23 protein-coding genes are annotated in these 26,829 nt (G+C 70.7%); 8 read left to right on the forward strand and 15 right to left on the reverse strand.

All coding sequences use genetic code 11. The features are described from left to right. Window positions 1–83 precede the first annotated feature (83 nt). On the forward strand, window positions 84–1,532 hold the full coding sequence (locus ACIRA5_RS31195) for a hydrolase (RefSeq protein WP_403696245.1): 1,449 nt from the start codon (window positions 84–86) through the stop codon (window positions 1,530–1,532). Between the two features lie 74 nt (window positions 1,533–1,606). Here the strand turns inward: ACIRA5_RS31195 and ACIRA5_RS31200 are convergent, their stop codons facing one another. The 3 genes from ACIRA5_RS31200 to ACIRA5_RS31210 all read right to left on the reverse strand — a co-directional run bounded on the left by ACIRA5_RS31200 (window position 1,607) and on the right by ACIRA5_RS31210 (window position 6,662). Continuing rightward, complete coding sequence (locus ACIRA5_RS31200; protein ID WP_403696248.1) at window positions 1,607–2,383, reverse strand: hypothetical protein; 777 nt, start codon at window positions 2,381–2,383, stop codon at window positions 1,607–1,609. Between the two features lie 158 nt (window positions 2,384–2,541). Then, window positions 2,542–5,298 carry a glycosyl hydrolase 2 galactose-binding domain-containing protein gene (locus ACIRA5_RS31205; RefSeq protein WP_403696251.1) on the reverse strand — a complete coding sequence of 919 codons (2,757 nt, stop codon included), beginning with the start codon at window positions 5,296–5,298 and terminating at the stop codon, window positions 2,542–2,544. Between the two features lie 182 nt (window positions 5,299–5,480). After that, window positions 5,481–6,662, reverse strand: a complete 1,182-nt coding sequence (locus ACIRA5_RS31210) for an ROK family protein (protein ID WP_403696254.1) — start codon at window positions 6,660–6,662, stop codon at window positions 5,481–5,483. A gap of 134 nt (window positions 6,663–6,796) precedes the next feature. Here ACIRA5_RS31210 and ACIRA5_RS31215 point away from each other — a divergent pair, with 134 nt between their 5' ends. Further along, a complete protein-coding gene (locus ACIRA5_RS31215) occupies window positions 6,797–8,251 on the forward strand; it encodes an APC family permease (RefSeq protein WP_403696257.1) in 1,455 nt (484 codons plus the stop codon). Between the two features lie 175 nt (window positions 8,252–8,426). On the opposite strand, the gene ACIRA5_RS31220 is transcribed toward ACIRA5_RS31215, so the two are convergent. From ACIRA5_RS31220 to ACIRA5_RS31230, 3 genes are all read right to left on the reverse strand, one after another. Continuing rightward, window positions 8,427–9,641 carry an aminoglycoside phosphotransferase family protein gene (locus tag ACIRA5_RS31220; protein ID WP_403696260.1) on the reverse strand — a complete coding sequence of 405 codons (1,215 nt, stop codon included), beginning with the start codon at window positions 9,639–9,641 and terminating at the stop codon, window positions 8,427–8,429. Window positions 9,642–9,919: 278 nt separating this feature from the next. Continuing rightward, window positions 9,920–10,726: a hypothetical protein gene (locus ACIRA5_RS31225; protein ID WP_403696263.1), complete on the reverse strand. Its 807-nt coding sequence runs from the start codon at window positions 10,724–10,726 to the stop codon at window positions 9,920–9,922. Window positions 10,727–10,755: 29 nt separating this feature from the next. Continuing rightward, on the reverse strand, window positions 10,756–12,549 hold the full coding sequence (locus tag ACIRA5_RS31230; RefSeq protein WP_403696266.1) for an Hsp70 family protein: 1,794 nt from the start codon (window positions 12,547–12,549) through the stop codon (window positions 10,756–10,758). A gap of 149 nt (window positions 12,550–12,698) precedes the next feature. Between ACIRA5_RS31230 and ACIRA5_RS31235 the strand changes: the two genes are divergently transcribed. After that, window positions 12,699–14,483: a helix-turn-helix domain-containing protein gene (locus ACIRA5_RS31235; RefSeq protein ID WP_403696269.1), complete on the forward strand. Its 1,785-nt coding sequence runs from the start codon at window positions 12,699–12,701 to the stop codon at window positions 14,481–14,483. Window positions 14,484–14,695: 212 nt separating this feature from the next. Here the strand turns inward: ACIRA5_RS31235 and ACIRA5_RS31240 are convergent, their stop codons facing one another. From ACIRA5_RS31240 to ACIRA5_RS31250, 3 genes are all read right to left on the reverse strand, one after another. Continuing rightward, the gene (locus tag ACIRA5_RS31240; protein WP_403696271.1) at window positions 14,696–15,508 is read right to left on the reverse strand and encodes an SAM-dependent methyltransferase; all 813 of its coding nucleotides are present in this window, start codon (window positions 15,506–15,508) and stop codon (window positions 14,696–14,698) included. A 118-nt stretch (window positions 15,509–15,626) separates the two neighbouring features. After that, window positions 15,627–15,839 (reverse strand): DUF397 domain-containing protein, encoded by a 213-nt coding sequence (locus ACIRA5_RS31245; RefSeq protein ID WP_054233852.1) that lies wholly within the window; start codon window positions 15,837–15,839, stop codon window positions 15,627–15,629. 24 nt (window positions 15,840–15,863) lie between these two features. Beyond that, window positions 15,864–16,739, reverse strand: coding sequence for a helix-turn-helix domain-containing protein (locus ACIRA5_RS31250; RefSeq protein ID WP_403696273.1), 876 nt, complete (start codon window positions 16,737–16,739; stop codon window positions 15,864–15,866). A gap of 375 nt (window positions 16,740–17,114) precedes the next feature. Between ACIRA5_RS31250 and ACIRA5_RS31255 the strand changes: the two genes are divergently transcribed. Both ACIRA5_RS31255 and ACIRA5_RS31260 read left to right on the forward strand, forming a co-directional pair. Then, window positions 17,115–17,597: an ATP-binding protein gene (locus tag ACIRA5_RS31255; protein WP_403696276.1), complete on the forward strand. Its 483-nt coding sequence runs from the start codon at window positions 17,115–17,117 to the stop codon at window positions 17,595–17,597. Beyond that, window positions 17,575–18,183 (forward strand): hypothetical protein, encoded by a 609-nt coding sequence (locus tag ACIRA5_RS31260; RefSeq protein WP_403696277.1) that lies wholly within the window; start codon window positions 17,575–17,577, stop codon window positions 18,181–18,183. The genes ACIRA5_RS31255 and ACIRA5_RS31260 overlap by 23 nt, the downstream gene beginning before the upstream one ends. 270 nt (window positions 18,184–18,453) lie before the next feature. On the opposite strand, the gene ACIRA5_RS31265 is transcribed toward ACIRA5_RS31260, so the two are convergent. Together ACIRA5_RS31265 and ACIRA5_RS31270 are read right to left on the reverse strand one after the other, a co-directional pair. After that, window positions 18,454–18,894, reverse strand: a complete 441-nt coding sequence (locus ACIRA5_RS31265) for an SPW repeat protein (protein ID WP_403696280.1) — start codon at window positions 18,892–18,894, stop codon at window positions 18,454–18,456. A 137-nt stretch (window positions 18,895–19,031) separates the two neighbouring features. Then, the gene (locus tag ACIRA5_RS31270; protein ID WP_403696283.1) at window positions 19,032–19,634 is read right to left on the reverse strand and encodes a TetR/AcrR family transcriptional regulator; all 603 of its coding nucleotides are present in this window, start codon (window positions 19,632–19,634) and stop codon (window positions 19,032–19,034) included. Window positions 19,635–19,780: 146 nt separating this feature from the next. On the opposite strand from ACIRA5_RS31270, the gene ACIRA5_RS31275 reads away from it, so the two are divergent. Beyond that, window positions 19,781–20,623, forward strand: coding sequence for an MBL fold metallo-hydrolase (locus ACIRA5_RS31275; RefSeq protein WP_403696286.1), 843 nt, complete (start codon window positions 19,781–19,783; stop codon window positions 20,621–20,623). A gap of 67 nt (window positions 20,624–20,690) precedes the next feature. On the opposite strand, the gene ACIRA5_RS31280 is transcribed toward ACIRA5_RS31275, so the two are convergent. Next, window positions 20,691–21,284, reverse strand: a complete 594-nt coding sequence (locus ACIRA5_RS31280; RefSeq protein WP_403696289.1) for a sigma-70 family RNA polymerase sigma factor — start codon at window positions 21,282–21,284, stop codon at window positions 20,691–20,693. Between the two features lie 132 nt (window positions 21,285–21,416). Here ACIRA5_RS31280 and ACIRA5_RS31285 point away from each other — a divergent pair, with 132 nt between their 5' ends. After that, entirely contained in the window at window positions 21,417–22,445 is a 1,029-nt protein-coding gene (locus ACIRA5_RS31285; protein ID WP_403696291.1) for a MerR family transcriptional regulator, read from the forward strand. A gap of 30 nt (window positions 22,446–22,475) precedes the next feature. Here the strand turns inward: ACIRA5_RS31285 and ACIRA5_RS31290 are convergent, their stop codons facing one another. From ACIRA5_RS31290 to ACIRA5_RS31300, 3 genes are all read right to left on the reverse strand, one after another. Then, window positions 22,476–23,198 carry a DUF4142 domain-containing protein gene (locus ACIRA5_RS31290; protein WP_403696293.1) on the reverse strand — a complete coding sequence of 241 codons (723 nt, stop codon included), beginning with the start codon at window positions 23,196–23,198 and terminating at the stop codon, window positions 22,476–22,478. Window positions 23,199–23,446: 248 nt separating this feature from the next. Then, entirely contained in the window at window positions 23,447–24,820 is a 1,374-nt protein-coding gene (locus ACIRA5_RS31295) for a cryptochrome/photolyase family protein (protein ID WP_403696555.1), read from the reverse strand. 118 nt (window positions 24,821–24,938) lie between these two features. Continuing rightward, window positions 24,939–26,474 carry an SDR family oxidoreductase gene (locus ACIRA5_RS31300; RefSeq protein ID WP_403696296.1) on the reverse strand — a complete coding sequence of 512 codons (1,536 nt, stop codon included), beginning with the start codon at window positions 26,472–26,474 and terminating at the stop codon, window positions 24,939–24,941. 174 nt (window positions 26,475–26,648) lie between these two features. On the opposite strand from ACIRA5_RS31300, the gene ACIRA5_RS31305 reads away from it, so the two are divergent. After that, window positions 26,649–26,828: a hypothetical protein gene (locus ACIRA5_RS31305; protein WP_352051588.1), complete on the forward strand. Its 180-nt coding sequence runs from the start codon at window positions 26,649–26,651 to the stop codon at window positions 26,826–26,828. Window position 26,829 lies beyond the last annotated feature (1 nt).

The following is a 26,829-nucleotide window of genomic DNA, read 5'->3' on the forward strand; positions in this document are numbered from 1 at the left end:
GCGGCAGACGGCCAACCACCGTTCTACGCGCGCAGACTTGGCGCCCGCACCGCCTCTCCCCACCCCTCATGGAGGTTTGCAGGATGCTCGGATTCAGACGATCACGCCACAGACTCACCACGGCCGCCGCCGTGTTCGGACTGCTCGTCGCGGGTGCGGCCGTCCAGGCGTCCGCGGCCGCTCCGGCCGCCGCCGCGACCCCGCACCGCATCCTGTTCGACAACGCCCACGCGGAGACGGCCGGCAACGCCGACTGGATCATCTCCACCAGCCAGCCCGACCCACTGGGCCAGGACTCCTCGCCGTCGGCGGAGACCGACTGGACCGGAGCCCTCTCCTCCTGGGGTGTGGCCCTGCAGAAGACCGGCGACTACAGCCTGAAGACGCTGCCTTCAGGCTCCAGCCTGGCCTACGGCGGCTCGACGGCCACCGACCTGTCGAACTTCGACACGCTGGTGCTGCCCGAGCCCAACACGCTCTTCACGACCGCGGAGAAGACCGCGATCATGACGTTCGTGAAGAACGGCGGCGGTCTGTTCATGGTCTCCGACCACACCGGAGCCGACCGCAACAACGACGGTGAGGACGCGGTCGAGATCCTCAACGACCTGATGACCAACAACAGCGTCGACTCCACCGACCCGTTCGGCTTCTCCATCGACACCCTCGACATCAGCTCCGGCTACCCGGCGGCCATCAGCGACAGCACCAACGCCGTCCTGCACGGCTCGTTCGGCACCGTCACCAAGAGCCTGATCGCCGACGGCACCACGGCCACCCTCAAGCCGGCCGACAACTCCGCCGTCAAGGGCCTGGTCTACCGCAGCGGATACTCGGGCAACACCGGCGCCTTCTTCGCCACCAGCACCTTCGGCAGCGGCCGAGTGGCGTTCTGGGGCGACAGCTCACCGATCGACGACGGCACCGGCCAGTCCGGCAACACCCTGTACGACGGCTGGAACGACACCGGCGCCACCAACGCAGCCCTCGCCCTGAACGCCACCGAGTGGCTCGCGGGCGGCAGCAGCAGCGGCGGTGGCGGGGGAGGGGGCGGCGGTACCTGCACGGCCGCCCAGCTGCTCGCCAACCCCGGCTTCGAGTCCGGCAACACGTCCTGGACCGCGACCAGCGGTGTCATCACCAACAGCTCCAGCGAGGCCGCCCGTACGGGCTCCTACAAGGCCTGGCTGAACGGCTACGGCTCGGCCAACACGGACACGCTCTCCCAGTCGGTCAGCATCCCGTCCGGCTGCGCGGCCACCCTGAACTTCTATCTCCACGTGGACACGGCCGAGACGACCACCAGCACGGCCTACGACACCCTCAAGGCCCAGGTGCTCAACAGCAGCGGCACGGTCCTGTCGACGCTCGCCACGTACTCGAACCTGAACGCCGCGGCGGGCTACACGCTGCGCAGTTTCGACCTGTCCGGCTATGCCGGGCAGACGGTCGCCGTCAAGTTCACCGGCACCGAGGGTTCCACCCTGCAGACGTCGTTCGTCCTCGACGACACGGCGCTCAACGTGAGCTGAGCGCGAACGAGCGAGAGGGCGGGCCCGGGAGCGGGCCCGCCCGTCGTGCGCCGGAGTTCGACGGGTCCGGCGAATCAGGCGCGACGCACCTTGACGCCGTCGGCCTCGAAGTCGTAGACGTACTGATTGATCCGCAGTCCGTCCACGGCTCCGGTCCACAAGTGGTCGCGGCCCTTGCCCACGGCGGCGGAGTAGATGACCGGCACCGCGCCGCCGTCGTCCAGTGAGCTCTTCACCTGCGCGAAGGTGCAGTGGGCGGCGTCGTTGCAGGCGGTCTCGCCGCCGGTGAGATACCAGTAGCCGCTCGTGGTGGCATTGATGTAGCCACTCCAGCGGTTCGTCACCGTGAGCGCGTCCGGCACCCATACCAGCGTGGAGTAGGTGTCGCCCGGATGCGCGCTCACGTTCGGATTGATCTCGAACTTGATGTTCGGGAGGTTCGCCGGGCCGCCGTAGTCGACGTTCTCGCCGGTCTGGAAGACGTGGAATCCGACCTTGTTCAGGCCGAGCACCGGGTCCCCGAAGAAGTCGACCTCGTTGCCGAAGTCGACCTTCTCGCTGTGAGGAGTCAGCGAGGTGGAGTTGTCCGCCACTTCGATTCCGAGGCTGCCCCTTCCGTAGGGCGGCCTGCCGGAGGAGTCCAGCACGCCGAACGAGCCGTAGGGGCCGTTCCTGAGAGCGGCGACGGGGGAGCCGATCGTGTTACGGGTGATCACGCCCCAGTGCTCCGAGCGCACTCGGTTTCCATCAGCGAGAGCGGGCACCGATCCCGGGACGGTCGAGGCGAGGATCGCGGCCAGTGCGGTGACCGCAAGCGCCTTTCCTCGGCTCACGCCAAAACGAGCTTTCACGCTCACTCCTTGCAGGTAGTCGAAGGGTCGGACGTGCGCCGGTGTTCGATCGGCGCGACGGCCGTCACGCTATTCGACTCTCCGTGACGAAAGCGGTAGCGACATACCGTCGGCATATGACTATTCAGGTCATAATGCATAAGAAGCGCGGGTGAAAGTCACTCTCCGTGTCGGTCGGATTCGGTGTCGGCCGCCGGGACGGTCGTCTCCGGCGTGTTCCATCCCGAGACCCGTACCCGGGGCACCGAACCGTGCAGATCGGCCGTGCGGTAGGTGGCGGTGAGCGTCGTGGACTCGCCGGGCCACAGGCTGACCTGGTTGTCGGACCACTGGACGGGCAGGACGGGCTTGCCGGCCGAGTCCACGAGGTGCACGTCGGTCAGCAGCGACGGCGTCCTGCCGGTCCCGGTGTTCCGCAGCGTGACCGTGGTCATCGAAGCGCCGTCCACGCCGGCCGAGGTCGAAGCCGTCGCCGAAACCGGGACCTGTGCCATGGAGTCGAGCCCCTTGAGGTCCGCGTAGCTCGTCGTCGGCGTGTAGTACCAGTCGGTCTTGGCCCAGTCGAGGGTGTCGGACTTGGTGGACAGCCAGTAGACGTTGCGGCTGACCTCCTTGCCCTCGGCATCGGTGAGGACGAGGCGTGCCAGATAGGCCGTCGACAGTCCGCTCACGGAGGACGGCACGGTGAGGGGAGTGCTGTGGGCGCCGTCCCCGCCCACGTCCACCCCGGTCGCGGTCCCGTCGTACTTCTGCGTGCCGTCGGTGTTGAAGAGCGTGACCCGGGCCGTGAGTCCGGACGCGGCGGCGTGCCGGTTGTTCACGACGACGATCGAACGGGTGTCGTAGGAGTACTGGATGTGCAGCGGCTCGTTCGCCTTCCTGGCCCCGAAGTAGGCACCGCCCTGGTCGAGGTAACGGTCCATCAACTGCCAGTGCAGCGACGTCCATCCGCTGTTGAACATCCAGTAGACGACCCCGGTCGCGGGCTTGGCGGAGTCGGTGGCGTTGCGCCCGTACGCCTCGTACTGCGCGCGTACGTTCTCGTACTGGGCGAGCTGCGCCTTGCGCACGTAGTCGGTCAGGCCGCTCGGCACTCCGTACCGTCCCGCGAGCGCGGCGTCGTACAGCTTGAGCGTGCCGAAGGTCGACGACGGTGAGCGGTGGTACTGCTTCGTGGTCGGGCTCTTCCACAGGGTGTCCAGCTCGGCGGGGGACATCATGCGGCGCAGGGTGTCGAGGGTGGGGATGTCGGGGCCCGCGCTGGTCTCGGAGTTGAAGCCGGTGGCGCCGCCCTCGCGCTTGGCGTACCAGTAGTTCGGCGGGATCCAGTCGTAGGGACCGGTCATCTTCATGCCCGAACTGCCGCTGACCGGGGAGGACTTGTCGGAGGCGGCGGCGACCACGGGGTTCGGCCAGTCGGCGGCGGCCAACGCGTCGAGGTAGTTCTTCTCGATCGTCGCGTCCGGCGCGAAGTCGCTGCCGATGAGGAAGGAGATGACGCTCGGGTGGTCGCGCAGCCGGGCGGCCTCGGCGGCCATCGACGCCTTGGCCACGGGGTAGTCGGCCGCGGTCCACTTGTCGCCGGCCTCGCTGCCGTTGACGTTCCCCTCCCACTTGTCGCAGCATTCCCAGCCGGGCAGTGTGAGGATGCCGTACCGGTCGGCGAGGTCGAAGAACTCGTCCGGCTCGATGTGGCCCTCGAGGCGGATGGTGTTGAGGCCGAGGTCGAGCGCGTACTTCAGCCGGTCCTCGACATACGTCCGGTCCCAGCGCAGGAACTCGTCCGGGGACCAGCCCCCGCCCTTGATGAGCAGCCTGCGGCCGTTGACGCTGTACTGCCGGGCGCCGTCGGAGTTGAGGGGCGCCTTCACCTCACGGATGCCGAAGTCCTCGTGCGCGGTGTCCGAGGCGGTGCCGCCGACGGAGGCCGTCAGGTCGAGGCCGTACAGCGGCTGTCCGCCCATGCCCGCGGGCCACCACACCTTCGGCGCGCTCAGCTGCAGGCCGGGGGTGTCGGCGGGGGAGAAGGTGACGGTCTTCGTCTCGTGCGCGGCGAGCGAAACGGTTTTGCTGAAGGAGGCGTCCGAGCCGATGCTGCCGGACACCGTCGCCGTGACGGGAGCGCTCGTCTCGTTGCGGGCCTGTGCCTTGACCGTCAGGTCCGCGGAGGCGAGCGAGGGGACGGCGAGCTCGGTGACGACGTGCGCGTCGCGCAGTGCGACCGGACCGCCCCGGCGGACGAGAACGTCACGCACGATGCCCATGTTCTGGTCGGGCGGGGGCTGGAGCCAGTCCAACCAGCCCATGGTCAGGTGCTTGTTGGGCTCGTTGGGCCGGATGCGGAAGGCGACCGTGTTCGTGCCCGACCGCACCAGCGAGGTGATGTCGAGTTCGTGCCGCGTGTAGGCGCCCGTGACATCGGCGGCGGTGGCGACCTGCTTGCCGTTGACGTAGACGTCGGCCGCCGAGATCACCCCGCTGAAGTCCAGGTAGCTGCGTTCGGTGGTGTCGGCGACCGTGAAGTCCGAGCGATACCACCAGGGGACCTGGAAGTCGGTCTTGGGGATCTTCTGCTGGTTGGTCGAGAAGAACGGGTCGGCGTACTTCCCGTCCGCGAGCAGCGCCGCGAGGACGGTGGAGCGGGAACCCGCGGGGTACCAGCCGCTCGCCGGATAGCCCGGGCTCGAGACGTCGGACGCCGCGTCCGTGACCTTGGCCGTCGACTGGATCGCGTACCCGGACAGCGCGGTGGTGCTGCCCGCGGTGGCGGGCACCGGGGTGACCGGCACGTGTACGGGCGCGTCGGGTCCGGCGCTCCGGGACCCGGCCCACGCGCTGGTGGAGAGGGTGCACAGGAGGCACAGGGCGACGGCGGCCGTGGCGGAACGCCGTCCTGGGGCAGGGCGATGGAACACGGTGGTCTCCTTGGGGGTGGGGAGCATCCGCGCTACGAGACTGCATGTCGGCACTGCGAGGCATGAGCAAGGCAGGAGCAAGGAGGCGCGAGCCGGGTCTGCAAGTTAGGAAACTTTACTAACTGGCGCACAAGCTAGGCGGCCGAGCAATCCGTGTCAATCACCGAAGGCGAGTGCCCGGTTCAGGACGCCGAGCGTCGCTCGAACACCACGTCCCTCGCGGTACCGAGGGCCGTCGCCACCGCGCCCAGCAGAACCGCGTCCTCGCCCAGCCGACTCGGCACGATCTTCGGACGCAGGGGCGTGAGCGTACGCAGGGTCTCGCGCACGGGCCGCAGCAGCAGGTCGATGCTGTGGCCCACGCCGCCACCGAGCACCACCAGATCGGGATCGAGCACCGCGGCGGCCGCGGCCACCGTGTAGGCGATCCGCTCGCCCTCCAGCCGTACCGCCCGCACCGCGGCGGAGTCCCCCGCGCGCGCCGCGTCGAACACGGCCTTGGCCGTGAGCTGGCCGGTCATGCCGAACTGCCGCGCGGCCTCGACGACGGCCTCCCCCGACACCGCGTCCTCCAGCGTCTCCGGCTTCTGCAGCCCCGGCCACGGCAGGAACCCGATCTCCCCGGCCCCGCCGCGCGCCCCCGTGAACAGCCGCCCCTCGCTCACCACGCCCATGCCGAGACCGGTGCCGATCAGGATGTACGTGAACAGCCGGCTGCCCGCGCCGACGCCGTACGTGTACTCACCGAGCGCCGCGAGGTTCGCGTCGTTGTGCACCTCCAGCGGGATGCCCAGCTCCTCGCGCATCCGGTCGAACAGCCCCGCACGGCCCCACCCGGGCAGATGCATCGCGTACCGCACCCGGCGCCGTTCCTCGTCGTACACGCCCGGCGTGCCCACCACCGCGTGCGCCACCTCGTGAGCTCCCGCACCGGAGTTGGCCACGACCTGACGGGCGGTGGAGACGACGAGGTCGGCCATGGCGCCCGAACTGCGCGCCCGATTGCGCACATCGGCGCGTGCGACCACGCCGCCGTCCAGATCGGCGACCGCCACCCGCAGCCAGCTGCGCCCGATGTCGATGCCCAGCGCGTACCCGGCCGCGGGATCCGGGGCGTAGAGCACCGCCACCCGGCCGCGCTCGGGTGCGTGAGTGCCCGCCTCACGCACCAGCCCCGCCTCCTCCAGTGCCGCGAGCGCGCTGGAGACCGTCGGCTTGGACAGCCCCGTCTCCCGGGCGAGCTGAGCCCGTGAGGCGGCGCCGCCCGTACGCAGCCGGTCGAGCAGCAGTCGCTCGTTGGTACTGCGCAGCCGCTGCCGGTTCCAGGGCTGTTCGGGCTGCGCTATGGCGTCGCTGGCGGGCATCGCACCATTCTCACGCATGCCTTGTACCCTCTTGACGCATCTAGTAAGTCTCCTTAACTTTATCGCCCAGTCAGCCTCGCCGGGCCGGCCGAAGGGGAGCCCGCCTCCCCGCGTCCCGATATCAGGAGACCCCTATGTCCGGTAGCCCGCCACCCACCGGCGGTTTCGTCCGCCGCGTCGGCCTGTTCCAGGCCACCGCCATCAACATGAGCCAGATGTGCGGCATCGGCCCGTTCGTGACGATCCCGCTGATGGTCGCCGCGTTCGGCGGCCCGCAGGCGATCATCGGCTTCGTCGCGGGCGCGCTGCTGGCCCTCGCGGACGGCCTGATCTGGGCCGAACTGGGCGCGTCCATGCCCGGCTCCGGCGGCAGTTACGTGTATCTCCGCCAGGCCTTCCAGTACCGCACCGGACGCCTCATGCCGTTCCTGTTCGTCTGGACGGCCATGCTCTTCATCCCTCTGATCATGTCCACCGGCGTGGTCGGCTTCGTCCAGTACCTCGGCTACCTGGCCCCCGATATGGGCAAGACGACGGGCGACCTCATCGGCCTGGCCGTGGTCGCCCTCGTGGTGCTGCTCCTGTGGCGCGGAATCGAACACATCGCCCGCATCACGGCGGTCATGTGGGCGGTCATGATCACCTCGGTTTTCCTGGTGATCATCGCGGCGGCCACCGACTTCAGCGCCCATCTGGCCTTCACCTACCCGGCACACGCCTTCGAACTGACCAGCAGCCACTTCTGGATCGGCTTCGCCGCGGGCCTGACCATCGGCATCTACGACTACCTGGGCTACAACACCACCGCGTACATGGGCGCCGAGATCAAGGATCCGGGCCGCACCCTGCCCCGCTCCATCGTCTTCTCCATCCTCGGCATCATGGCGATCTACCTCCTCCTCCAGATCGGCACGCTCGGCGTCATCGACTGGCACCGCATGACCGATCCGACGGACATCGCCTCCACCTCCGTCGCCTCGGCCGTCCTCGAAAAGACCTGGGGCAAGGGAGCCGCCGACACGGTCACGATCCTCATCCTCATCACCGCGTTCGCCTCGGTCTTCACCGGACTCCTCGGCGGCTCGCGCGTCCCCTACGACGCCGCCCGCGACCGCGTCTTCTTCCGCCCGTACGCCAAGCTGCACCCCAAGCACCGTTTCCCGATGCTGGGCCTGGCGACCATGGGCGTCATCACGGCGATCGGCTTCCTCATCGGCCGCCACACCGACCTGGCCACCCTGATCCAACTCCTCACCACCGTCATGGTGATCGTCCAGGCCCTGGCCCAGATCGTCGCCCTCTCCGTCCTGCGCAAGCGCCAGCCCACCCTCCACCGCCCCTACAAGATGTGGCTCTACCCGATCCCCAGCCTCCTCGCCCTCGTCGGCTGGCTCACGATCTACGGCTACGCCGACAAGAACTCCCCGGGCCGCCACCCCATCGAATGGTCCCTGGCCTGGGTGGCCCTGGGCTGCGTCGCCTTCGTCATCTGGGCGAACCTGGAAAAGGTGTGGCCCTTCGGCCCGAAGGAGATCAAGGAGGAGTACCTGACCCCCTCGACCCCGGACCCGGAGCCCGCCGGAGCCTGAACAGCCCACCGCCCGCACCCGACGACGCACGGAAGGGGCCGTGCCGGTACGCCGCGAGCCCGTCGCTCACGCTCGGATCTGGAAACGGCTCCCTATGGGGCAACGCCTGATCCGGCGGCGACGGGCTCGACGTAACGGCACGGCCCCGACCCACCCACGACTGCGTCGGCGCCCGTCACCCCCCGATCCCCGCGCAACGCAACGCCGCCCGGACCTCGTCCGCCGGATCCCCCCGGTGGTAGGGCCGCTCCGAGGGCTCGATGCCGTCCAGGAACTCCTGATACCGGACGGCGTACGTGAGGTGGGCCAGTGGCCCGGCGAGGTCGAGCGCCCGAGCCGGGTCACTGCCGGGCACCCGCGATTTCCAGGCCGCCACCCAGGCCCGGGCGGCCGCCGCACGACCCGACTCGGGAAGGAAACCCTGGACGCGCAGACCGTCGAGCACCGGATTGCCCCCATAGGCATCGGCGAAGTCCATCACGACGGGCGCCCCACCGTCGCTGCGCCAGTTCCCGGGGTGGAAGTCGCCGTGCACCAGCGTGTCGGGCAGCCCGCACTCCGACAGAAGCTCCCACCGCCCGGCCAACTCCCGCGCTCCCCGCACCTCCCGCTCGGTCAACTCCTGCGCGAGGGGCCCGTCGAGCAGATCACGAACCGCCACCTCGAGAACCGGCGCACGCCAGTCCCGCACCCCCGCCACGAAGCCGCTCTCACCCGAACCCCCGGAGGCGACCGCGGCCTGCGCGCCGACGAACCGCTCCATCGCCGCACCGACCGTCTCCGGCGAGGCCCCCCAACAGTCCTCACCGGGAACGTGCTCCATCAGGACGCGCCGCTCACCCGCGCCGAGGAGCGGGGGAACGAGCCCCGGGTCGACCCCCGCGAACGCGGCGATGACGGCGGCCTCGTCCGCCGCGAAGCGCGGTGTCGCCTTGAGCCAGACCGGACCACGCGCGGTGGGCAGACGAAAGAGCCCGGCCAGATTCCAGGTACGCCGCTGCACGACCGGACCGTTCACCGGCCGCCCCGCCGAAGCCAGCTCCCCGGCCGCCCAGTCGAGCAGCTCGCGCAGCCCTTCCGCCCGGGCCCACGGCGACCTGAGCGCCTCGGAGCCGTCCAACGTCCCTGGTTCGAAGGGTCGTTGACCCAGCAGACCGCTCACCGGACGCTCCAACGCCTCGACGTGGTACGTCACATGGCCATCCCGCCCGCCCGCACCCCCCACCACGTCCAGCAGACGAAGTACCAGCACGGGCACCCCGAGCAGTCCCTCCAACCACCCGACGACCGGACCCACTTCGGACCACCAGGGAACGTCCACGGCGAACGGCCCCGCGCTCCCGAGGAACTCGTCACCCGAAGTCACCCGCGCACTCACAGTTCTTGTCACCGCGCGAGTGTGAACGACCGGATGCGCCCCCGGCCAGCGATTATCGGCGGCCGGGACGCGCGCATCGGAAGGCACGGATATCGGACGACACGCGCATCGGAAGGGGAGCGGAGCCGATGCGGCGACTCCGCTCCCCTTCCCCCGGGTCCCCCAACCCGGTCCCCCCTCGGGCCCTGTGGCCTTCCGGGCCGGAGCGCCCCCCGCGCGCCCCGGACCGAAATCCTTCTGTCCGACCCGGACCCGGGGGCCGGACAGCACATCGAACGAAACCCCCGGCGTCAGCCCTCGGCCTCGGTGTAGACGAAGGTCTCCAGCAGCCGGCGGTCCGCCGCCCGGTATCCCGGACACACCACGAAGGCGACGGGGCGCCCGGCCTCGCACGAGGGCCAGAGAGCGTGTTGCTCCGGATCCGCCGGGGCGCCGGACTCCACCGCGAAGTCGAAGTGGGTGGCATGGCCACTGCCGCTCATGGCCCGGAACAGATGGGCGGCCTCCGTGCCGACCCGCTCCAACAGCCGCTGGTGGCGCGCGTCGAGCCCCACCACCCCGGCGTCGGTGGCGATGCGGGCCAGTGCGGCGAGGTCGGGCTCGCCGAGCCCACCCTGCTCGTCGGGGCCGAACAGCACCACGCACAGCCGGCTGATCAACTGCGCCTGGCGCCGTACGGCATCATGGGGGCGCTCCGCCGTCAGCCGCGGCTGGATCAGATCGGGCATCCGCTGGGTGTACAACGCCCGCAACCGCTGGGCGAGTTCGTAGTGGACGAGAAAGTCCTCACGAGTGAGATCGTCCCGCCCCGCCACCTGGGTGACCCGCACCAGGTCCAGCGCCTCGCCCTGCTCGTCGAGCGCGCGGCGGGCGTCCGCGACGGCCGTCTCCAGCGTCCGGGCCCGTTCCTCCGCGCGTTCTTGGCGCATCCTCAACTCGATCAGCCGGTCACCCAGCGGGTCGAGCGCGGCGAGCGCGGCCCGCTGGTCGTCCGCGGCGGCCTCCAGCTTCCGGATCCGCGACTCCAGGGTGTCCAAGCCGTCCAGCCTGATGCTCACTTCCTGCGGCCGCTTGCCCTTGTCGCGGTTGAACAGCACGTCTCCTCCTTCGGGGCGGTAGGCCATGGCTATACGCGGTCGAAGTCGACGGAGACCCGGCTGGTCTCTCCGGTGGCGGGGTCGAACACCTCGACCCGGAGTTCGGCGGCGCCGAAGTAGAACAGCAGCATGATCGGACGCTCCCGCAGCGGTCTGCCGACGGTGCCGGACAGATCGACGGTCAGCCGGCCGATCTCCTCGGACCCGTCCTCGTCGACGTACCGGGGATCGGCCTTCGCGGAGCGGTACAGGCGTACGTCCAGCTCGTCCTGGTCCTCGCGGACCGGCACGATCCGGAAGGGGTGGGCGTCGTTCACCCGCACACTGTCCAGGCGCCGGACCGCGACACCGAAGCGGCCGACACACAGGAGGTCGCCCTCGTCGTCGCGGTACATGCGCATCGTGGAGTCGACCCCCTCCTCGAAGGGCTTGGCCGTCTCGAAGCCGTAGGTGTACTTGGCCTGCCGGGAGACGAACACGTCCGGCCGGTAGGCGAAGTGGACGGCGCCCTCCAGGACCGCGAGGGCTGGGTCCGGCGGGACGAGGATGCGGTGCCGCTCGCCGAAGCGAGCCCGCATCCGCTCGCGCAGCCACGGGGAGCGGGCGAATCCGCCGACCAGGACCAGGGTCTCCGGCTCCGCGCCCACGCCACTGGTCCGGCCGATGGTCGCGAGCTGCTCCGCGACCTTGTCCAGGATGCCGTCCACCCGCTCGTCGAGCAGCCCCTCCACCTCCTCGGGAGGCAGGACGATCTGCCGCGGCAGCCCGGCGGCGTCGAGTGTCAGCCGCGCCCGCACCTGCTCGTCCAGGAGCTCCCACACGGTGACCGGAACCTCGATCCGCACCGGGTCCAGCACACGGGCGACCGGATCCGCCTCCTGGTCCAGTTCCACCGTCGCCTTGGCCCGCTCCCACTGCCCGGACAGCTTGAGCAGCTCGCCGGGGTGATCCCGTTCGATCCGCTTCAGGGCCGCAGGACCGAAGCGGTCGCCGAGCGTCTTGTCGAGGAAGGCCTGGTTGACGTATTCCGAACCCAGCCACCCACCGGTGGCGAGGCCGATCTCGCGCAGCGCGATGGACGGACCGGCGTCGCCGTGCGACTCGTACGCCGTGATGTCGACCGTGCCGCCGCCGCAGTCGACGACCACGGACCGGAAGCCGTCGAGGTGCAGGGGCAGCCGGGCCCGCCGGTGCGGACCCGAGGCGGCGTCGGGCATCCGCAGATGGCAGTACAGGGCCGCCGCCTCCGGCTCGATGGCCAGCAGCAGCCGCTCGGGATCACCGGGGAACCCCGCGTCCACGGCCAGCCGCCGCAGCACCGCCTTGTCCTCGTCGTCCCAGATCGCGGGGACGGTGATGCACCAGCGGACCTCTCGTTCCGTGTACGTCATCCTCTTGATCTCCGCGGTCGCCAGTTCGCGGATCTCCTTGAGGTAGGCGGTGACCAGTTCCCGTATCAGACCGCGGTCGCAGCGGTCGACGAAGCCGCCCGTGATCGGCAGGTCCGCCATCGAACCGCCGCTCTTGAGCGCCGTCTTGAAGGCGTAGGCGTAGCCGAGCCCTTCGGTCTCCCCCTTCGCCAGGGCCTCGACCCACCGAGCGCGCGCCTCGTGGCCCCAGGCGACCGTGTCCCCGCCGTCCGTCACCAGGATCGCGGTCAGGTTCTTCGGACTGTCCAGCTGCCGGCCGGGGAACCGGGTGAAGAACTGGACCCGCCTGGTCAGCGGATCGTCGTTGAGCGGCGTTCGCACCGTCCAGGCGAAGCCGGTGCCGTGCGTGCCGAAGTCGACGGCCGCCACCACCTTGGCTTCGTCCGATCCCATGACCAGTGCTCCTGTCCGCCGGTGCTCGCACCCTTGCTCGCTGTAAGCTCGCTCACAGACAGAGTGGTGGGTTTCCGCGGCGACGTGGAGCGGTCGGCTGTTGCCAACGCTTTCTGGCAACACAGGGCGGGGAGCGGGCCGTTGGGAGGATGGCGATCGAAGAGAACGCGTTCGGCGCAGAGCTGCGCCGACGTCGGACGGCGGCCGGCAAGTCACTGAGCGAGCTGGCCGAAGAGGTGCACTGCAGTCGCAGCTTTCTGAGCAGAATCGAGACGGGCCAGCGCCGTGTCACGCACGAGCTTGCGCAGCTGTGCGACGAACGGCTGGAGGCGAAGGGCGCGCTGCTCGCCCTGGTTCCCGATCCGTCCACCGAGCGGATCTCGAAGACGATCGGCCCGGGCCCGGGGGAGCGGGCGGCCAAACTGGTCAAGTCCGGTGCGGGCAGGGGAGGTTCCCCCGCCGCCCGGCAACGGGACCAGTTCGACCGGCTGCTGCGGCGCGGCGACCTCAGCCACACCGCCGGGGACATGCGCGAGGCGGACCGGCTCTACCGCGCGGCGTACGCGCGCGCCGAGGCGGATCCGACGGCACGGGCGGAGGCCGTCATCAGGATGGCCCGCCGCTGGTCGGACCCCGGGCAGGTCGACCACGAACTGCTCCAGCTGATCAGGGAGAGCCTGGCCGCGCTGGGCGACGACGGGAGCGTCGAGGCCGCCGGACTGCGCCTCAGGCTCAACGCGCATCTGGCGAAGAAGCTGTCCATGGCGGTCAGCCAGGACACCGCCGCCGGCCAGGCGGGCCCGGAGCAGGGCGCACGGCTGGCCCGCAGCACGCTGCGCAGGCTGTCCGTGGACGGCAAGGACGACGAGGTGGCCTGCGAGGTGCTCACCGAATGCCGGTGGGGACTGTACGACTTCATGTCCACCGCCGAGTCCCTGACGCTCTCCGAACGCCTGCGGGACGCCGCGGCCCGGCACGGCTCGGCCTACTTCCGCGGCGAGGCGCTCATGGCCGTGGCCCTCGACCAGCTGCGGGCCGGCAAGGTGTACAGCGCGCTGGCCACGGCGAACCAGTACCGCAAGCACGCCGCGGACACCCGCGGCGTGCTGACCACCTGGCAGCAGCACACCCTGGACGCCCTGCTCGACCTGTGGCACGGCCGGTTCGACAAGGCCGCGGGCTGGATCTTCGGAGACGCGCTGACGTTCGTCGAGCGATTACCCGCCGATCTGGCCGTCCCCGCCGACAACCTGCACCAGACCCGCCTCGGCCAGGCCTACTGGCTGCTGCGCGAACAGGGCCGGATGGCGGACCTGTTCGCCTCCGGTCTGGCCGACACCGTCGAACGGCACGGCTACTTCCCCGTCTGGCGGGCGGGACTCGCGCTCGCGCTGTGCGAGACGGGTCAGTACGCCGAAGGGGCGGACCGGCTCGTCGGATTCGCCCACGACACCGCCGGCTTCAGCCGGTTCCCGCCCTCCGGATGGGCGGTGCCCACACTGGTGCTGCTCGCCGAGGTGAGCGCCGCGCTCGACGCCCGGGGTGGATTCGAGGCCGAGCTGCGCCAGGTACTGCCGGTCCTGCGGGAGCGGCTCGCCGCCCACGACGGCGAGCAGATCGCCCTCGCGGGTTGGCCCACCGTGCTGATCGGACCGACCGCCCGCGCCCGCGGACTGCTGGCCCTGGCCGCCGGAGAGCCGGACACCGCCCTCGCCCACTTCCGCACCGCGACCGAACCGGTCCGCTCCTCCCAGCCCCAGCTGGCCCGCCTCCGGCTGGCCCAGGCCCGCGCGCTGCGCAGGTCCGACCGCCCCGGCGCCGCCGCCCACGCCTCCGGACTGCTGCGAGAGGCGCTGCGCGTGGCCCGGACGTACGGCATGGTGGCCCTCGCGGCCGAGTGCGCGGCCCTGCTGGACTCCACGGCGGACGCCTGAGCCCGTCCGGGCGGATCACGTCGGATGGAAGCGACGGTGCCTCATCGGCACAGGGGGCCGTGCCAAGCCCCGCGTCTTCGGCACGATCCGCCGGACAGGCCCTGGCGATCGGCCGACGAGAATGTCCGTACCGCCTGGCAGCCGCAGGGACACCCGTGCCGCCGTCCCCTTTCGCGTGGGACCGGCGGCACGGGTGGTGGGGAGCGGACGGGCTACGGCTTGCGGGCCACCACTCCATACATCGCGATGTCTTCGTCGCGGATGTCCGTCTCCGTGCCGTCCGGGTGCCACTTGTGGACCTGGACGACGCCGGGCTCGACGAGTTCGAGGCCCTCGAAGAACTCCTCGGCCTCCGCGTGGGTGCGAAGCCGCATGGGCATGTTGCGGGCCGCGTACTCACGGGCGACGCGGGCCACCTCGTCGGGCGCGAACTCGGCGGTGCCGATCGACATCGCCAGATAGCTGCCCGAGGGCAGGGGCTCCAGGAGACGCCGGACGATGCCGACCGCGTCGTCCTCGTCCAGGACGAAGTGGACGATCGCGATCACCGTGAGGGCGACCGGCTGGGTGAGGTCGAGGGTGTCGCGCAGTTCCGTCGCGCCCAGGATCGTCGCCGGGTCGAGCATGTCCGCCTCGACGTACGCGGTCTTGCCCTCGGGGGTGCTCGACAGTAAACCCTGCGACAGGGTGAGGACGATGGGGTCGTTGTCCACGTAGACGACCCGGGAGTCGGGGGCCACCGACTGGGCGATCTCATGGAGGTTGGGGGAGGTGGGGATGCCGGTGCCGATGTCGAGGAACTGGCGTATCCCCGCCTCCTTGGCCAGATAGGCCACCGCGCGGTTCATCCAGTCGCGGTTGGCTTTCATGTGGATCGGCAGGGCGGGCCACTCCCGCGCCATCGCGTCGCCCGCCTCCTTGTCGGCGGGGTAGTAGTCCTTACCGCCCAGGATGTAGTCGTAGATGCGCGCGGAGTGTGCGCTCTCGGTGTCGATACGGTCGGCAGGCCATCCGTTGTCGGGCAACGCCGCCCCTCCCATCAAGTCGTCGGTGCACAGCGGGGGTTCGTGGGGGAAAGATCACTTCGTGGGGAACGAGAACGTCGTGGGGGAAAGAACAGGGCATAGGAATCAGACAAGGTTGTCAGAGGAGGAAGTCGGCCTCCCCCGCCTTGACGCCCGCAAGAAAGCTCGTCATTTCACGGGGCGTGAAAACCAGGGCGGGTCCTTCGGGATCGGTGGACTGACGCAGCGCGATCCGGCCGTCGCCCAGTTTCTTCGCCTCGACGCAGGCGCCGCCCGCGTCGTCGCTCCACGGCTTGGACCAGCCCTGCGTGCCCAGTTCCCGGGACGGCATACCGTTGCGTATGTGGTGGTGCACTCATAGCTCCTTGCGAATCGCACCGAGAAGTTCCTCGGTCTTCCTGGCGGGCGCCGACTGTGCGCCCAGCCGGTCCAGGGCCTCGCGGTACACCACGACGTCGTCGTCCTTGTCGAGGTAGACGGCGCCCACCAGACCGCTCAGATAGACGATGTCCGGCAATTCGCGTGCCCTGAACCGGAAGAGATGGAACGCGCCGGCCCGCATGGCCGGATGCGGGCCGTTTCTGAACGGCATGATCTGCAGGGTCACATGGGGGAGCTCGTTGACCGCGATCAGATGGTCGATCTGCGCGCGCATCACCTCGGGCCCGCCGACCGGCCACCTCAGCACGGTCTCGTCCATCACCACCCAGACGCGCGGCGGAGCGGGCCGGGACAGCAGCTCCTGACGGCGCATGCGCAGCGCGACCCGGCGCTCGGTCGCCTCGGCCGAGGCGTGCGGATTGCCCGCGCCGAGCAGGGCGCGGGCGTATGCCTCCGTCTGCAGCAGCCCGTGCACGAACTCCGCCTCGTACGCGCGGATCTGGAGGGCCGCCTGCTCCAGGCTCAGATACGCCGCGAACCAGTCGGGCAGGACATCGCGGTACGTGTGCCACCAGCCGCGCTTGTTGGCCTCGCGGACCGACTTCAGGAAGGTGTCGATCTCCTGCTGGTCCGTCACGCCGTACGTCTGGAGGAGCTTCTCGGCGTCGGTGAGCCGGAGCCGGGCCACCTTGGCGGCTTCCATCCTGCGGATGGTGGAGTGGCTGACGCCGATCGCCTCGCCCGCCTGCTCGTATGTCAGCCCGGCCTGGGTGCGCAGCTCCTCGAGCTGCTTGCCGAGAATCATGCGCAAGACGGAGGGGGCGCCGCCCCAGTCGGTCTCCGTGGACACGCCTTACCCCCTCACAGCGGGCTTCGAGGTCGCAGTCTGTCACGATCATCCGTCAACGGGGGAAGCATGCACCTGGCACATTGCAATTTTCAACTTGTCGGTTGCGAGGTGTTGTTGGCAGCTGCCACAGTGGTCCTATCGTCCCTGGCCCGGTGAAGGGAGTGGTTGTGCGGCCCAGTTGGGGGAGACGGGGTTGCAACGTGATGTCCTGCGCGGCGAGTTGTGTACATCTCGCGGCAGTGCGGGGCCACGGGGGACGGCATTGGCACCACTTGTGGTGCGAAGGCAGACGAAAGGCGAACGGCGATGACCCCGCCCTCCCTCCCCCAGCCTTTAGGCCTACCGCCAGGGGACGAATATCCCCATCGGGCAGGTGTGTTCGCCCTGCCCGCGGCCCCCGCCTCGGTGGGTATGGCCCGAAGAGACGTCCGTGAGTGGCTCACCGAGTGGGGCATCGACGCCGAGACCCGCGACAACGCGATTTTGGTGACCTCCGAGCTCGTCACCAACGCGCTGACGCACACGGCGAGCGAGTGGATCGTGTGCAGGGTCCACATCGCCGAGGAGCGGCTCCACATCGAGGTCGAGGACCAGCACCGCGGCTGGAGCCTTCCGGCCCAGCGCAGGCCGGGGCCCGACGACCAGGGTGGACGAGGGCTCCTTCTGGTCGGCGCCCTGAGCAGCGACTGGGGCGTCAAAGACACCGCCGACGGCTCCGGGCGCATCGTCTGGGCCGTACTGCCGTCGAAGGGAGGAGACACCGTGTCGACCGGCTCGCCGGCGACCGTGACCATGGCCCGGCCCATCCCCCACTCGGCCGAAGGATCTTTATCTGATGGAACGACAGCACATTCCTGACCTGCGCGATCACCAGCCCGCCGGACACCCGGGCGACCACCTTTCCGCCCTCGACGGCCAAGACCGTCTCCCGGCCCCCGACGGCCGAGGCCCTCTCCTGGCCCCCGACGGCCGCGATCACACCGCCGCCGTCGAACCGCGCCCGTATCCCGCCGTCCTCGGCCTGCGCATGTACCTCCCCACCGCGCCGCCGCACGAGTCGCCGGCACGACTGGCGATACCCGCCGAGTTGTCCGCCGGCCTGGGATACGACGCCGTGGGCACCTCCCCGGAACACGGGGAGCGGATCATGGACTGTCTGCCCCGTGTCGGTTGTGTCTTCGCCGACGACGAGCGGTGGTGGTGGATCGTCCCCTCCGGCTCCCACATAGGCGTCACCTGGCCGCCCTCCACCAGCTACGCGGTGGGCGCCCGGCTGGCCGACCCGTCCTGGACACGGGCCCTGCTGCGCTCGCGGTCCGACCGCCCCCGTCTGATCCACCGGCCCGAGGGCGACTCGCCGTACACGCCGCCGATTCCGCTCTACTTCCTCACCTGCCGCCTCGCGGGCAGCACCCCGAGCTGGTCGCTCGGCGCGGGTATCTAGAGACCTGCGGCTCTTCGGCCCGCCAACACGCAAGCAATCACCTGGGCAACTGTCCGTGGCCGGTCGGCTGCCCCGATCGGGATGTGTGCGGGGCGGGCGTGAAGGAGGCCGGTCCGTGTGGGCGGGCCGGCCTGTGGGGTTGTCCGTTTCCTTTCGTGGGCCTGGGCTCAGCTCGGGCATCGACTCGCGGGGCTGAGCCCGGGTAGGGGGGCCTCCGGAGGTGGTCCCGGGAGTGTCCGTCGGGACCGCTCCGAAGGGTGTCCGTCGGGCCTACGCCCGAGGAGTGTTCCTTGTCGTCGTGACCGCGCACAGCGCCCCGAGCACCACGGCCAACGCGCCGATGATGATGTTGTTGATGACGACGCCGGTGTCCGGGCTGGTTCCGACCACCCACGGTGAGATGATCATCCACGCGCCCATCGCGCAGATGGCCCAGCTCAGGCCGTACATCCTTTCGGGGGCCCTGGTGAATCCGAGGGCCAGCAGGCCTATGGCGATGCCCATGATGAGGTTGTGTGTCGCCAGGGCGGGCTGGCTCGTCGTGTAGTGGAGTATCCATGGGGACGCGGCGCAGTACAGACCGAGCAGGAACACCGGTCCGTCGACGAGCGCCACATCGCGGCCACCGAGTATGCGGTCATACCGCTCCCGCATTTCGGATGTATCGGGGTGGGTCGTGATGTCACTTCTGGGGTGCGAGACGTTGGCCATGAGTCGTCTCCTTCGTTCTGTGCAGGCCTGACCGCTTCTGGCGCGGTATGCGGTTGGCGCCGCTTGTTTTCATTGTGCGCTTATTTCTTCTTTATGTGTAGAGGTGGCTTTTTGCTCCGCCGGGGCGGGATCGATCGTCAGGGGGTGGTGAGGAGGCGGGCGACGGCGCGGTGGGCCCGCGTGGGTGCCTGTGGGTCGCGATGGAGCTGGATGGACTGATTGGCCGCCAGGGCCACACCGTTGAGCTCGAAGGCGAGCTGTTCCACATCGGTGTGCGGCGGCAGTTCGCGGGCCTCGACCGCCGTGCCCAACTCCGCCGCGACATATGCCGACCACGAGGCGAGCGCGTCGAGCACCGCGTCGCGGACCGGACCGGGCCGGCCGTCGAACTCGCTCGCCACCGAGGTGAGGAAACAGCCGCCGTGCCCCTCACCCTCCGTCATGTAGTCGATCCACTCGTCGAAGGCGCGCGTCAGCCGCTCCGTGCCGGGTCTGGCGCCGACGGCACGGGCCGGCACGCGTAGCCGGAACCTCTCGACGGCCGCGGCCAGAACGGCGAGTTGGAGCGCTTCCTTGCTGCCGAAGTGGCCGATCACTCCGGCCTTGCTCATCTCCAGATCGGTCGCCAGGCGGCCGATGGTGAGGCCTTCGAGGCCGTCCGTGGAGGCCAGCGTCAGGGCGCTGTCGATGATCCGGCTCCGCGTGGCGGCGGTTTCGGCAACGGACTTGCGGGGGCTCATGCCGTCACTTTAACCTAACGACCGTTCGCAATTAGCTGACGATCGTTCGGTAGCTATGTGCTCGGGTCCGTGAGCGGGCGGTACCGGGCGCGTGCGAGGGCCCCATCGAAGCGATCCAGCGAAGCGACCCACCGAAGGGACTCACCGTGAAGATCCATCACCTGAACTGCGGCTCCATGCGGACGATCGGCACCGAGGAGGGGAGTCTTCCCGCGGTCTGCCACTGTCTTCTCGTGGAGACCGACCGGGACGGGCTCGTCCTCGTCGAGAGCGGCATCGGTACGCAGGACGTGGCGCGGCCCGAGGAGAGCCTGGGCCCGGACTTCCTCGGCCGGGCCCAGCCCGTCCTCGACCTCGCGGAGACCGCCCTGCACCAGGTCACCGGGCTCGGCTTCCGCCCGGAGGACGTCCGGCACATCGTCCTCAGCCACCTCGACCTCGACCATGCCGGGGGACTGCCCGATTTCCCCTGGGCCAAGGTCCATCTCAGCGAGGCCGAACACCGCGCGGCGATGGCGGCCCCCGGGGCTCACCCCGAGGACCGCGTCCGCTACCGCCCCGCCCAGTGGGCGCACCGGCCGCACTGGGTGACGTACGCGCGGCCGCACGGCGAGGCGTGGTTCGGCTTCGACGCCGTGCGCCCGCTGGAGGGCTTGGACGCCGAGATCCTGCTGGTCCCGCTCGGCGGCCACACCCGCGGCCACAGTGCGATCGCCGTCGCCGACGGTGATCGCCGGCTGCTGCACTGCGGGGACGCGTACTACTTCCACCACGAGATCGACCCCGACCACCCCCGGGGACACCCCGGCATGGACGTCCTCCAGCAGATCACCGAGGTGGACCGGCCGCTGCGCCTCGGCAACCATGCCCGTCTGCGGGAACTGGTGCGGCTGCACGGCGACGAGGTGGAGGTCTTCAGCGCACACGACCCGTGGGAACTGGCGCGCTACGCGGGCGGGGCCGAAGGTCCGGGAACGACTCCGTCGTGATCGCGGTCCACCCCGGCCGGGCCCCGCTGCTGCCGGCGGATCGGCTCGCGGGGGCGAGTTCGGGCATTCAGCCGACGGCCTGCGCGCGCAGACAGCGGCGCAGTTGGTGCAGTCCGCGCCGGGAGTGGCTCTTGACGGTGCCCAGTGGCCAGCCGGTGCGCTGGGCGATCTGGGGCTGGGTCAGGTCCTCGTAGAACGCGAGGTGCAGCACCCGGCGCTGGGGCGCGGGAAGTCTGGCGAGCTCGCCGCGCAGGAGGACGCGGTCGAGCACGGTCTCCGGGCGGCTCTGGGTGTCGTCGACCGGGCCGAGGAGGGCTCCGGCGGCGGCGACCAGATCGGTACGGCGGGTGCGCGCCGAGAGCGCGTCGGCGATCTTGCGGCGGGTGATGCCGACGAGCCAGCCCACGAACGCGCCCCGCTCGGGGCGGTACCCCCGACGGCCCTGCCAGGCGGCCAGGAACACCTGCTGGGTGACGTCCTCGGCCTCCCGGGCGTCGCCCAGCGAACGTCCGGCCAGTGTCTGCACCAGGGTTCCCCAGCGGTGGTAGGCGGCGGTCAGACACTCCTCGTCGCCGTCCACGAGGCCCTGGGCCAGATCCGTGTCGGAGAGCGCCTCGCACCGCCCGTCGACGCACTGCTCGGTGATGGAATCCACGGTCATGGCCACGGCTCCTCGGTTCGGGCGGGCTCCCGGTCACCGTGCGCTTCCCGCGCCGCGCCCGGTGATCCCCATCGTGTGAACCGAGGCACAAGACGGACAACTCGCATCGTTTGTGCGTCGTATAGTCGCCGCATGGGCGAGAACCAACCGGCACGGCGGCGGGAGGCGGCCGCGCGGCCCGTCGAAGCGGGCGTCACGACAGGGTCCTTGGCCCGCCGCCTCGGGGTGTCGCCCACGACCCTGCGCTCCTGGGACCGGAGGTACGGAGTGGGGCCCGCGGTGCGTTCCGACGGGCGGCACCGCCGCTGGACGCCGCAGGACGTGGCGATGCTCGAGGAGATGTGCCGGCTGACCGCGGCCGGGGTACCGCCCGCCGAGGCGGCCAGGACCGCCCAGGAGGGCGTCGGGCGGAGTCGGCCCGAACCGGAGCCCGGGGGAGACGACCGTCCCGGTGGGCATCGTTCGCAGGCGGCCGGCGCGCTGCCGCTCGGTGACGTCCGTCAGGAGTGCAGGGGTCTCGCGCGCGCCGCGGTCCGCCTCGACGCACCGACCGTGGGCGACCAGCTGGCCTCCCTCGTGGCGCGCTACGGCGTGGTCCTCGCCTGGGACGAGGTGATGGTGCCGACCCTGCACGCCGTCGGACGCAAGTGGGAGTCGTCCGGCGACCGTTACGTGGAGGTGGAACACCTGCTGTCCTGGCACATCTCACGTGCCCTGCACCGGGCCACCGCGCCGGTCGGGCCCGTGGGAACGCAGGCCGCCGCCGCGGGTCCGGTGGTGCTGGCGTGCGTCCCGGGCGAACAGCACAGCCTGGCGCTGGAGGCGCTGCACGCGGCGCTGGTCGAACTCGGCCTGCCGACCCGGATGTTCGGCGCGGCGGTTCCGACGGAGGCGCTGACCGCCGCCGTACGACGGCTGGGCCCGAAGGCCGTACTGCTGTGGGCCCAGACGCGTTCGACGGCCGACCTGCCTTTGGCCCGGCATGTCGCGGACACCCGGTGGGGAGTCAAGGGGGCCCGCAGTCACCCGGCCGTGCTGCTCGGCGGGCCGGGCTGGGCGGGCCGCTCGGCGCGGGGGATGCTCCGCCCGCCCGGGCTTCGGGCCGCCCTCGGGACCCTCTCGGCCCTGTACGACTCAGCCGTCCCGGCCACCCGGAGCTGATCCCCCGCGCGCCGGTGGGCCGGGAACGGCTCAGCCGACCGTCCCGGTGGGCGAGGGGGAGCTGCCGGCGGGCGCGGTGAGTACGGCGGTCGGCTCACCCGGCGCGGGCGCAGGCGGCGTGAGATCGGAGGCGGGCAGCTTCGGCGGGGTGGTCTCCTGGAACAGCACCTGGTCGAAGTTGACCAGTCCGGTCTTCTCCATCACCGTGATGTGGTCAAGCACGGTGGTGTTGGCCTGGTCGGCCAGCTGGCGGACCAGCGAGTTCTCGGTGGTGGACCGGATCTTGGCGATCGTGTTGAAGATCGAACCGTGGGTCACCCGCAGGATGTTGGCGAAGTCGGTGTCGAACTGCTTGCCGGTGTCTCCGCTCAGGGTGGACACGAAACCCTGCTGCTGAGGAGACGGCTTGTTGGGGATGGTGATGCCGAGTGCGGCGGCGACCTTGCGGTCGGCCTCGTCCAGCGCGGCATGGCCCTTGATCAGGTGGTCACCGGCGGTCCTGACGGCCGGGATGGTGCCCTTCTGAAGACCCAGCATGCCGACGGGGTACTCCCACAGCCCGGCCGCCCGCACCTTGACGACGAAGTCGCGGTCGGCCTCGGTCAGCGGGCCCGTCGCGGTGTTGGCGATGATGCGGTTCTGGGCCGTGGCCGTGGTCTGCAGCCCGAGCATGCTGGGGTATGCGAGCGCGGCGAGAGTCATGACCAACGCACCTGCCACGAAGACGGTTCCTGCGGTTCGTGCAATGCGCATTGAGCCTCCTGGCGGGGCGGCGGCCCGGAGTGAGGCTCCGGTGGGCCGCTCGGTGGATCCGGTGCGTGGATCCGGTACGGGTGTGTCGGACGTTCACCAGTACGGATGTGCGGGCCGGAGAAATCTTTAGGGGGAGTAAAATCCGTGCCGCCACCCGCGCAGTCGCGAACCGCTGGGCCACCGTCTCATCTGCGGTCCCACCCGCCGCGATGCCGCTCAGCCGTGATGCCGCTCAGCCGTGATGTCGCTCAGCCGCGATCCCGAGCGGCCCTGAACCGGGCCAGCCCGTCGGAGAGTTCGACGACGGGCTCCGGGTAGTCGTACGCCGCGCGCTCCAGGCCCTGGAGTTTCCAGGGTTCGTGCACCGCGCCGCCCGCGAGCCCCGCCAGCTCCGGCACCCAGCGCCGGACGTACTCCCCGTCCGGGTCGTACCGCTTGGCCTGCGTCACCGGATTGAGGACGCGGCCCGGCCGCGAGTCCGTGCCCGTTCCGGCCATCCACTGCCAGTTGAGCTGGTTGTTCGCGACATCGCCGTCCACCAGCAGGTCCAGGAAGTGCCGGGCCCCGATCCGCCAGTCCACGTACAGCGTCTTGGTGAGGAAGCCGGCGGCCAGCAGCCGTGCCCGGTTGTGCATCCAGCCCTCTTGGCGCAGTTGGCGCATCGCCGCGTCGACGACCGGATAGCCGGTGCGTCCTTCCTTCCACGCCCGGATGTCCCCGCGCGCGGTCCTCCCCGAGCGCCAACGGTCGTGCTTGGTGCGGTAGTCGGCCACAGCCGCGTCAGGCCGGGCGGCGAGCACCTGGTGGTGGAAGTCCCGCCAGGCCAGTTGGCGTACGAAGGTCTCGGCGCCCGGGCCGCCCGCCGCGCGCGCCCGGTGCACGAGTTCGACCGGGGACAGGGTGCCGAAGTGCAGATGGGGGGAGAGCCGGGAGGTGGCGTCGCCCGGCAGGTCGTCACGGCCGTCGTCGTACGCGGTGATCCCCGCCCGCAGCCAGGCCGTGAGCCGCTGCCTGCCCTCCCGCTCGCCGCCCCGCGCCAGCCCCGGCGACAGCCCGGACAGACCCGTGCGGGAGGGGATCTCCTCCGAGCCGACGCCGTCCGGCACCCGGATCGCCCGGGGCGCGGCGACCGCGTTGCGCAGCGGCTCCTGCGACCAGCGCCGGTAGTACGGCGTGAACACGGCGAAGTGGTCCGAGCTGGACGGCGTGACGGCGCCGGGCGCGAGCGCGGTGATCACGGCGTCGTGGACATGGAACCGGCACCCCCCACCCTCCAGGGCAGTGCGCAGCCGCTCCTCACGGCGGCGGGCGTAGGCGCTCACCCCCGCCGCCATGTGCACCTCGTCGGCGTCCGCCTCGGCGACCACCTTGCACACCTGCGCGACGACATCGCCGCAGCGCACCACGAGACGGCCGCCGCGCTCGCGCAGTCCGACGTCCAGGTCCGCCAGACAGTCCGCGAGGAACGCCATGCGGTTGGGCGCCGTGAACCCCACTTCCGCGACGCCGTCGTCCCGTACGAACAGGGGCACCAGCGCGGTCGAGCCGTCCCGCGCCGCGCGCAGCGCCGGATGGTCGTGCAGGCGCAGATCCGAGGTGAACAGGACGACCGAGACGTTCATGGGGTGACTCCGGGACAGGGGGAGGCGGTGCTGTGACGGGGCGGCGACGAGTGCGGCCAGGACTGCTTCGGGCCCGCGGTCCCTGGCGGATGCGGTCATCGGCGAGTGGATGCGGGACTCAGCGGGACGGCACGACGGGCTGCCGCGCCCCGGACGGTACGTCGGCCTCGGCCGCCGCCTTGGCGATGTTGCGGGCCATGCCGCCGAACGCGACGGCGTGGAAGGGCGAGATGCTCCACCAGTAGGCGTGTCCCAGCAGGCCGTGCGGATGGAACAGCGCCCGTTGCCGGTAGCGGGACCGGCCCTCCGCGCCGGGCTCGGCGTACAGCTCCAGCCAGGCGAGGCCCGGCAGTCGCATTTCTGCGCGCAGTCGCAGCAGACGGCCCGGCTCGATCTCCTCGACGCGCCAGAAGTCGAGCGAGTCACCCACGCGCAGCCGGGCGGCGTCGCGCCGTCCGCGCCGCAGGCCGACACCGCCCACCAGCCGGTCCAGCCGGCCCCGGAGCGCCCAGGCGGGCGGGAAGGAGTACCAGCCGTTCTCACCTCCGATGCCCTCGATCACCCGCCACAGCGCCCAGGGCGGCGCGTCCACCGCCTGTTCGCGTCGATCGGTGTAGAGGCTGCCGCCCGCCCAGTCGGGGTCGGTGGGGAGGGGATCACTGGGCGCGCCGGGTACGGAGGCCGAGGACCACCGGGTGGTGACCTGGGCGTCCTGCACCCGTTGCAGGGCCAGCGACACCGCCTCGTCGAAGCCGATCGGACGCGCCGGGGGATCGGGGACGTACCGGGCGATGTCGTGTTCGTGGCAGACGACCTCGTGGCGCAGCGATTCGGTGAGCGGGCGCGCGATGGACGCGGGCACCGGGGTGACCAGGCCGACCCAATGGCTGGAGAGCCAGGGGGTGAGCACCGGCACGGGCAGGATCAGCCTGCGCGGCAGCCCGGCGACGGCGGCGTACCGCTGCATCATCTCCAGATAGGTCAGGACCTCGGGACCGCCGATGTCGAAGGCGCGGTTGACGTCGGCGGGCATCCGCGCGCTGCCGACCAGGGTGCGCAGCACGTCCCGTACGCCGATCGGCTGGATCCGGGTGCGCACCCAGCGGGGCGTGACCATGACCGGGAGGCGTTCGGCGAGGTAGCGGAGCATCTCGAAGGAGGCCGAGCCGGAACCGATGATCACGGCCGCCCGCAGGACCGTGGTCGGCACGCCCGACTCCAGCAGGATGCGGCCGACCTCGGCGCGCGACCTGAGGTGCGGCGAGAGGCGTTCCTCGGGGACACCCGCCGGGGTGAGGCCGCCCAGGTAGACGATCCTGCTCACCCCGGCGGCGCGGGCCTGCTCGCCGAAGATCCGGGCCGCCTTCCGGTCGGTCTCCTCGAAGTCGTGGCCCGTGCCCAGGGCGTGCACCAGGTAGTACGCGACGTCGATGCCGCGCAGCGCCTCGGCGACCGAGTCGGCGTCCGTGACGTCGCCGCGCACCACCTCCGCGTCGCCCGCCCACGGGTAGTCGCGCAGCTTGGCGGGGGAGCGGGCGAGACACCGTACGGGGTGACCCGCCTCCAGCAGCTCGGGGACCAGCCGGCCGCCGATGTAGCCGGTGGCACCTGTCACCAGACAGTGCGGGCCGGGGCGGGGATCGTCGTCGCTCATGGGTGCCTCCGTCGTTCACCGGGCCACCGGCTTTCCGTGTTCCCTCCCTCATCTCTTCCACGCGAACACGGCGGTCGGATGCGCCCAGGAGCTGTCCGGCGGAGTCTTTGCGGACATGTCCGGGGGAATCGCGGGCAGACGGGAGAACACGAGAGTCCGAGGTCACCGCTGGAGGTGTCTGCCGTGAGGGGCACGAAGGTGTTGGAGCGGTTTCCCGCGGGAGGCCCGCGCGGATCCTGGACGGCGGAGGAGTACGCGGCCCGGCGCCGCACCGAGGGGCAGCCCGCGACGGTGGTGATGGACCTGAAGTCGGACGCCTTCCTCGTGGTGGTGCCGGTCGGCGACGAGGACTGAA

Origin of the sequence: Streptomyces sp. NPDC096311 (assembly GCF_044763085.1) — a bacterium.
Classification (GTDB): domain Bacteria; phylum Actinomycetota; class Actinomycetes; order Streptomycetales; family Streptomycetaceae; genus Streptomyces.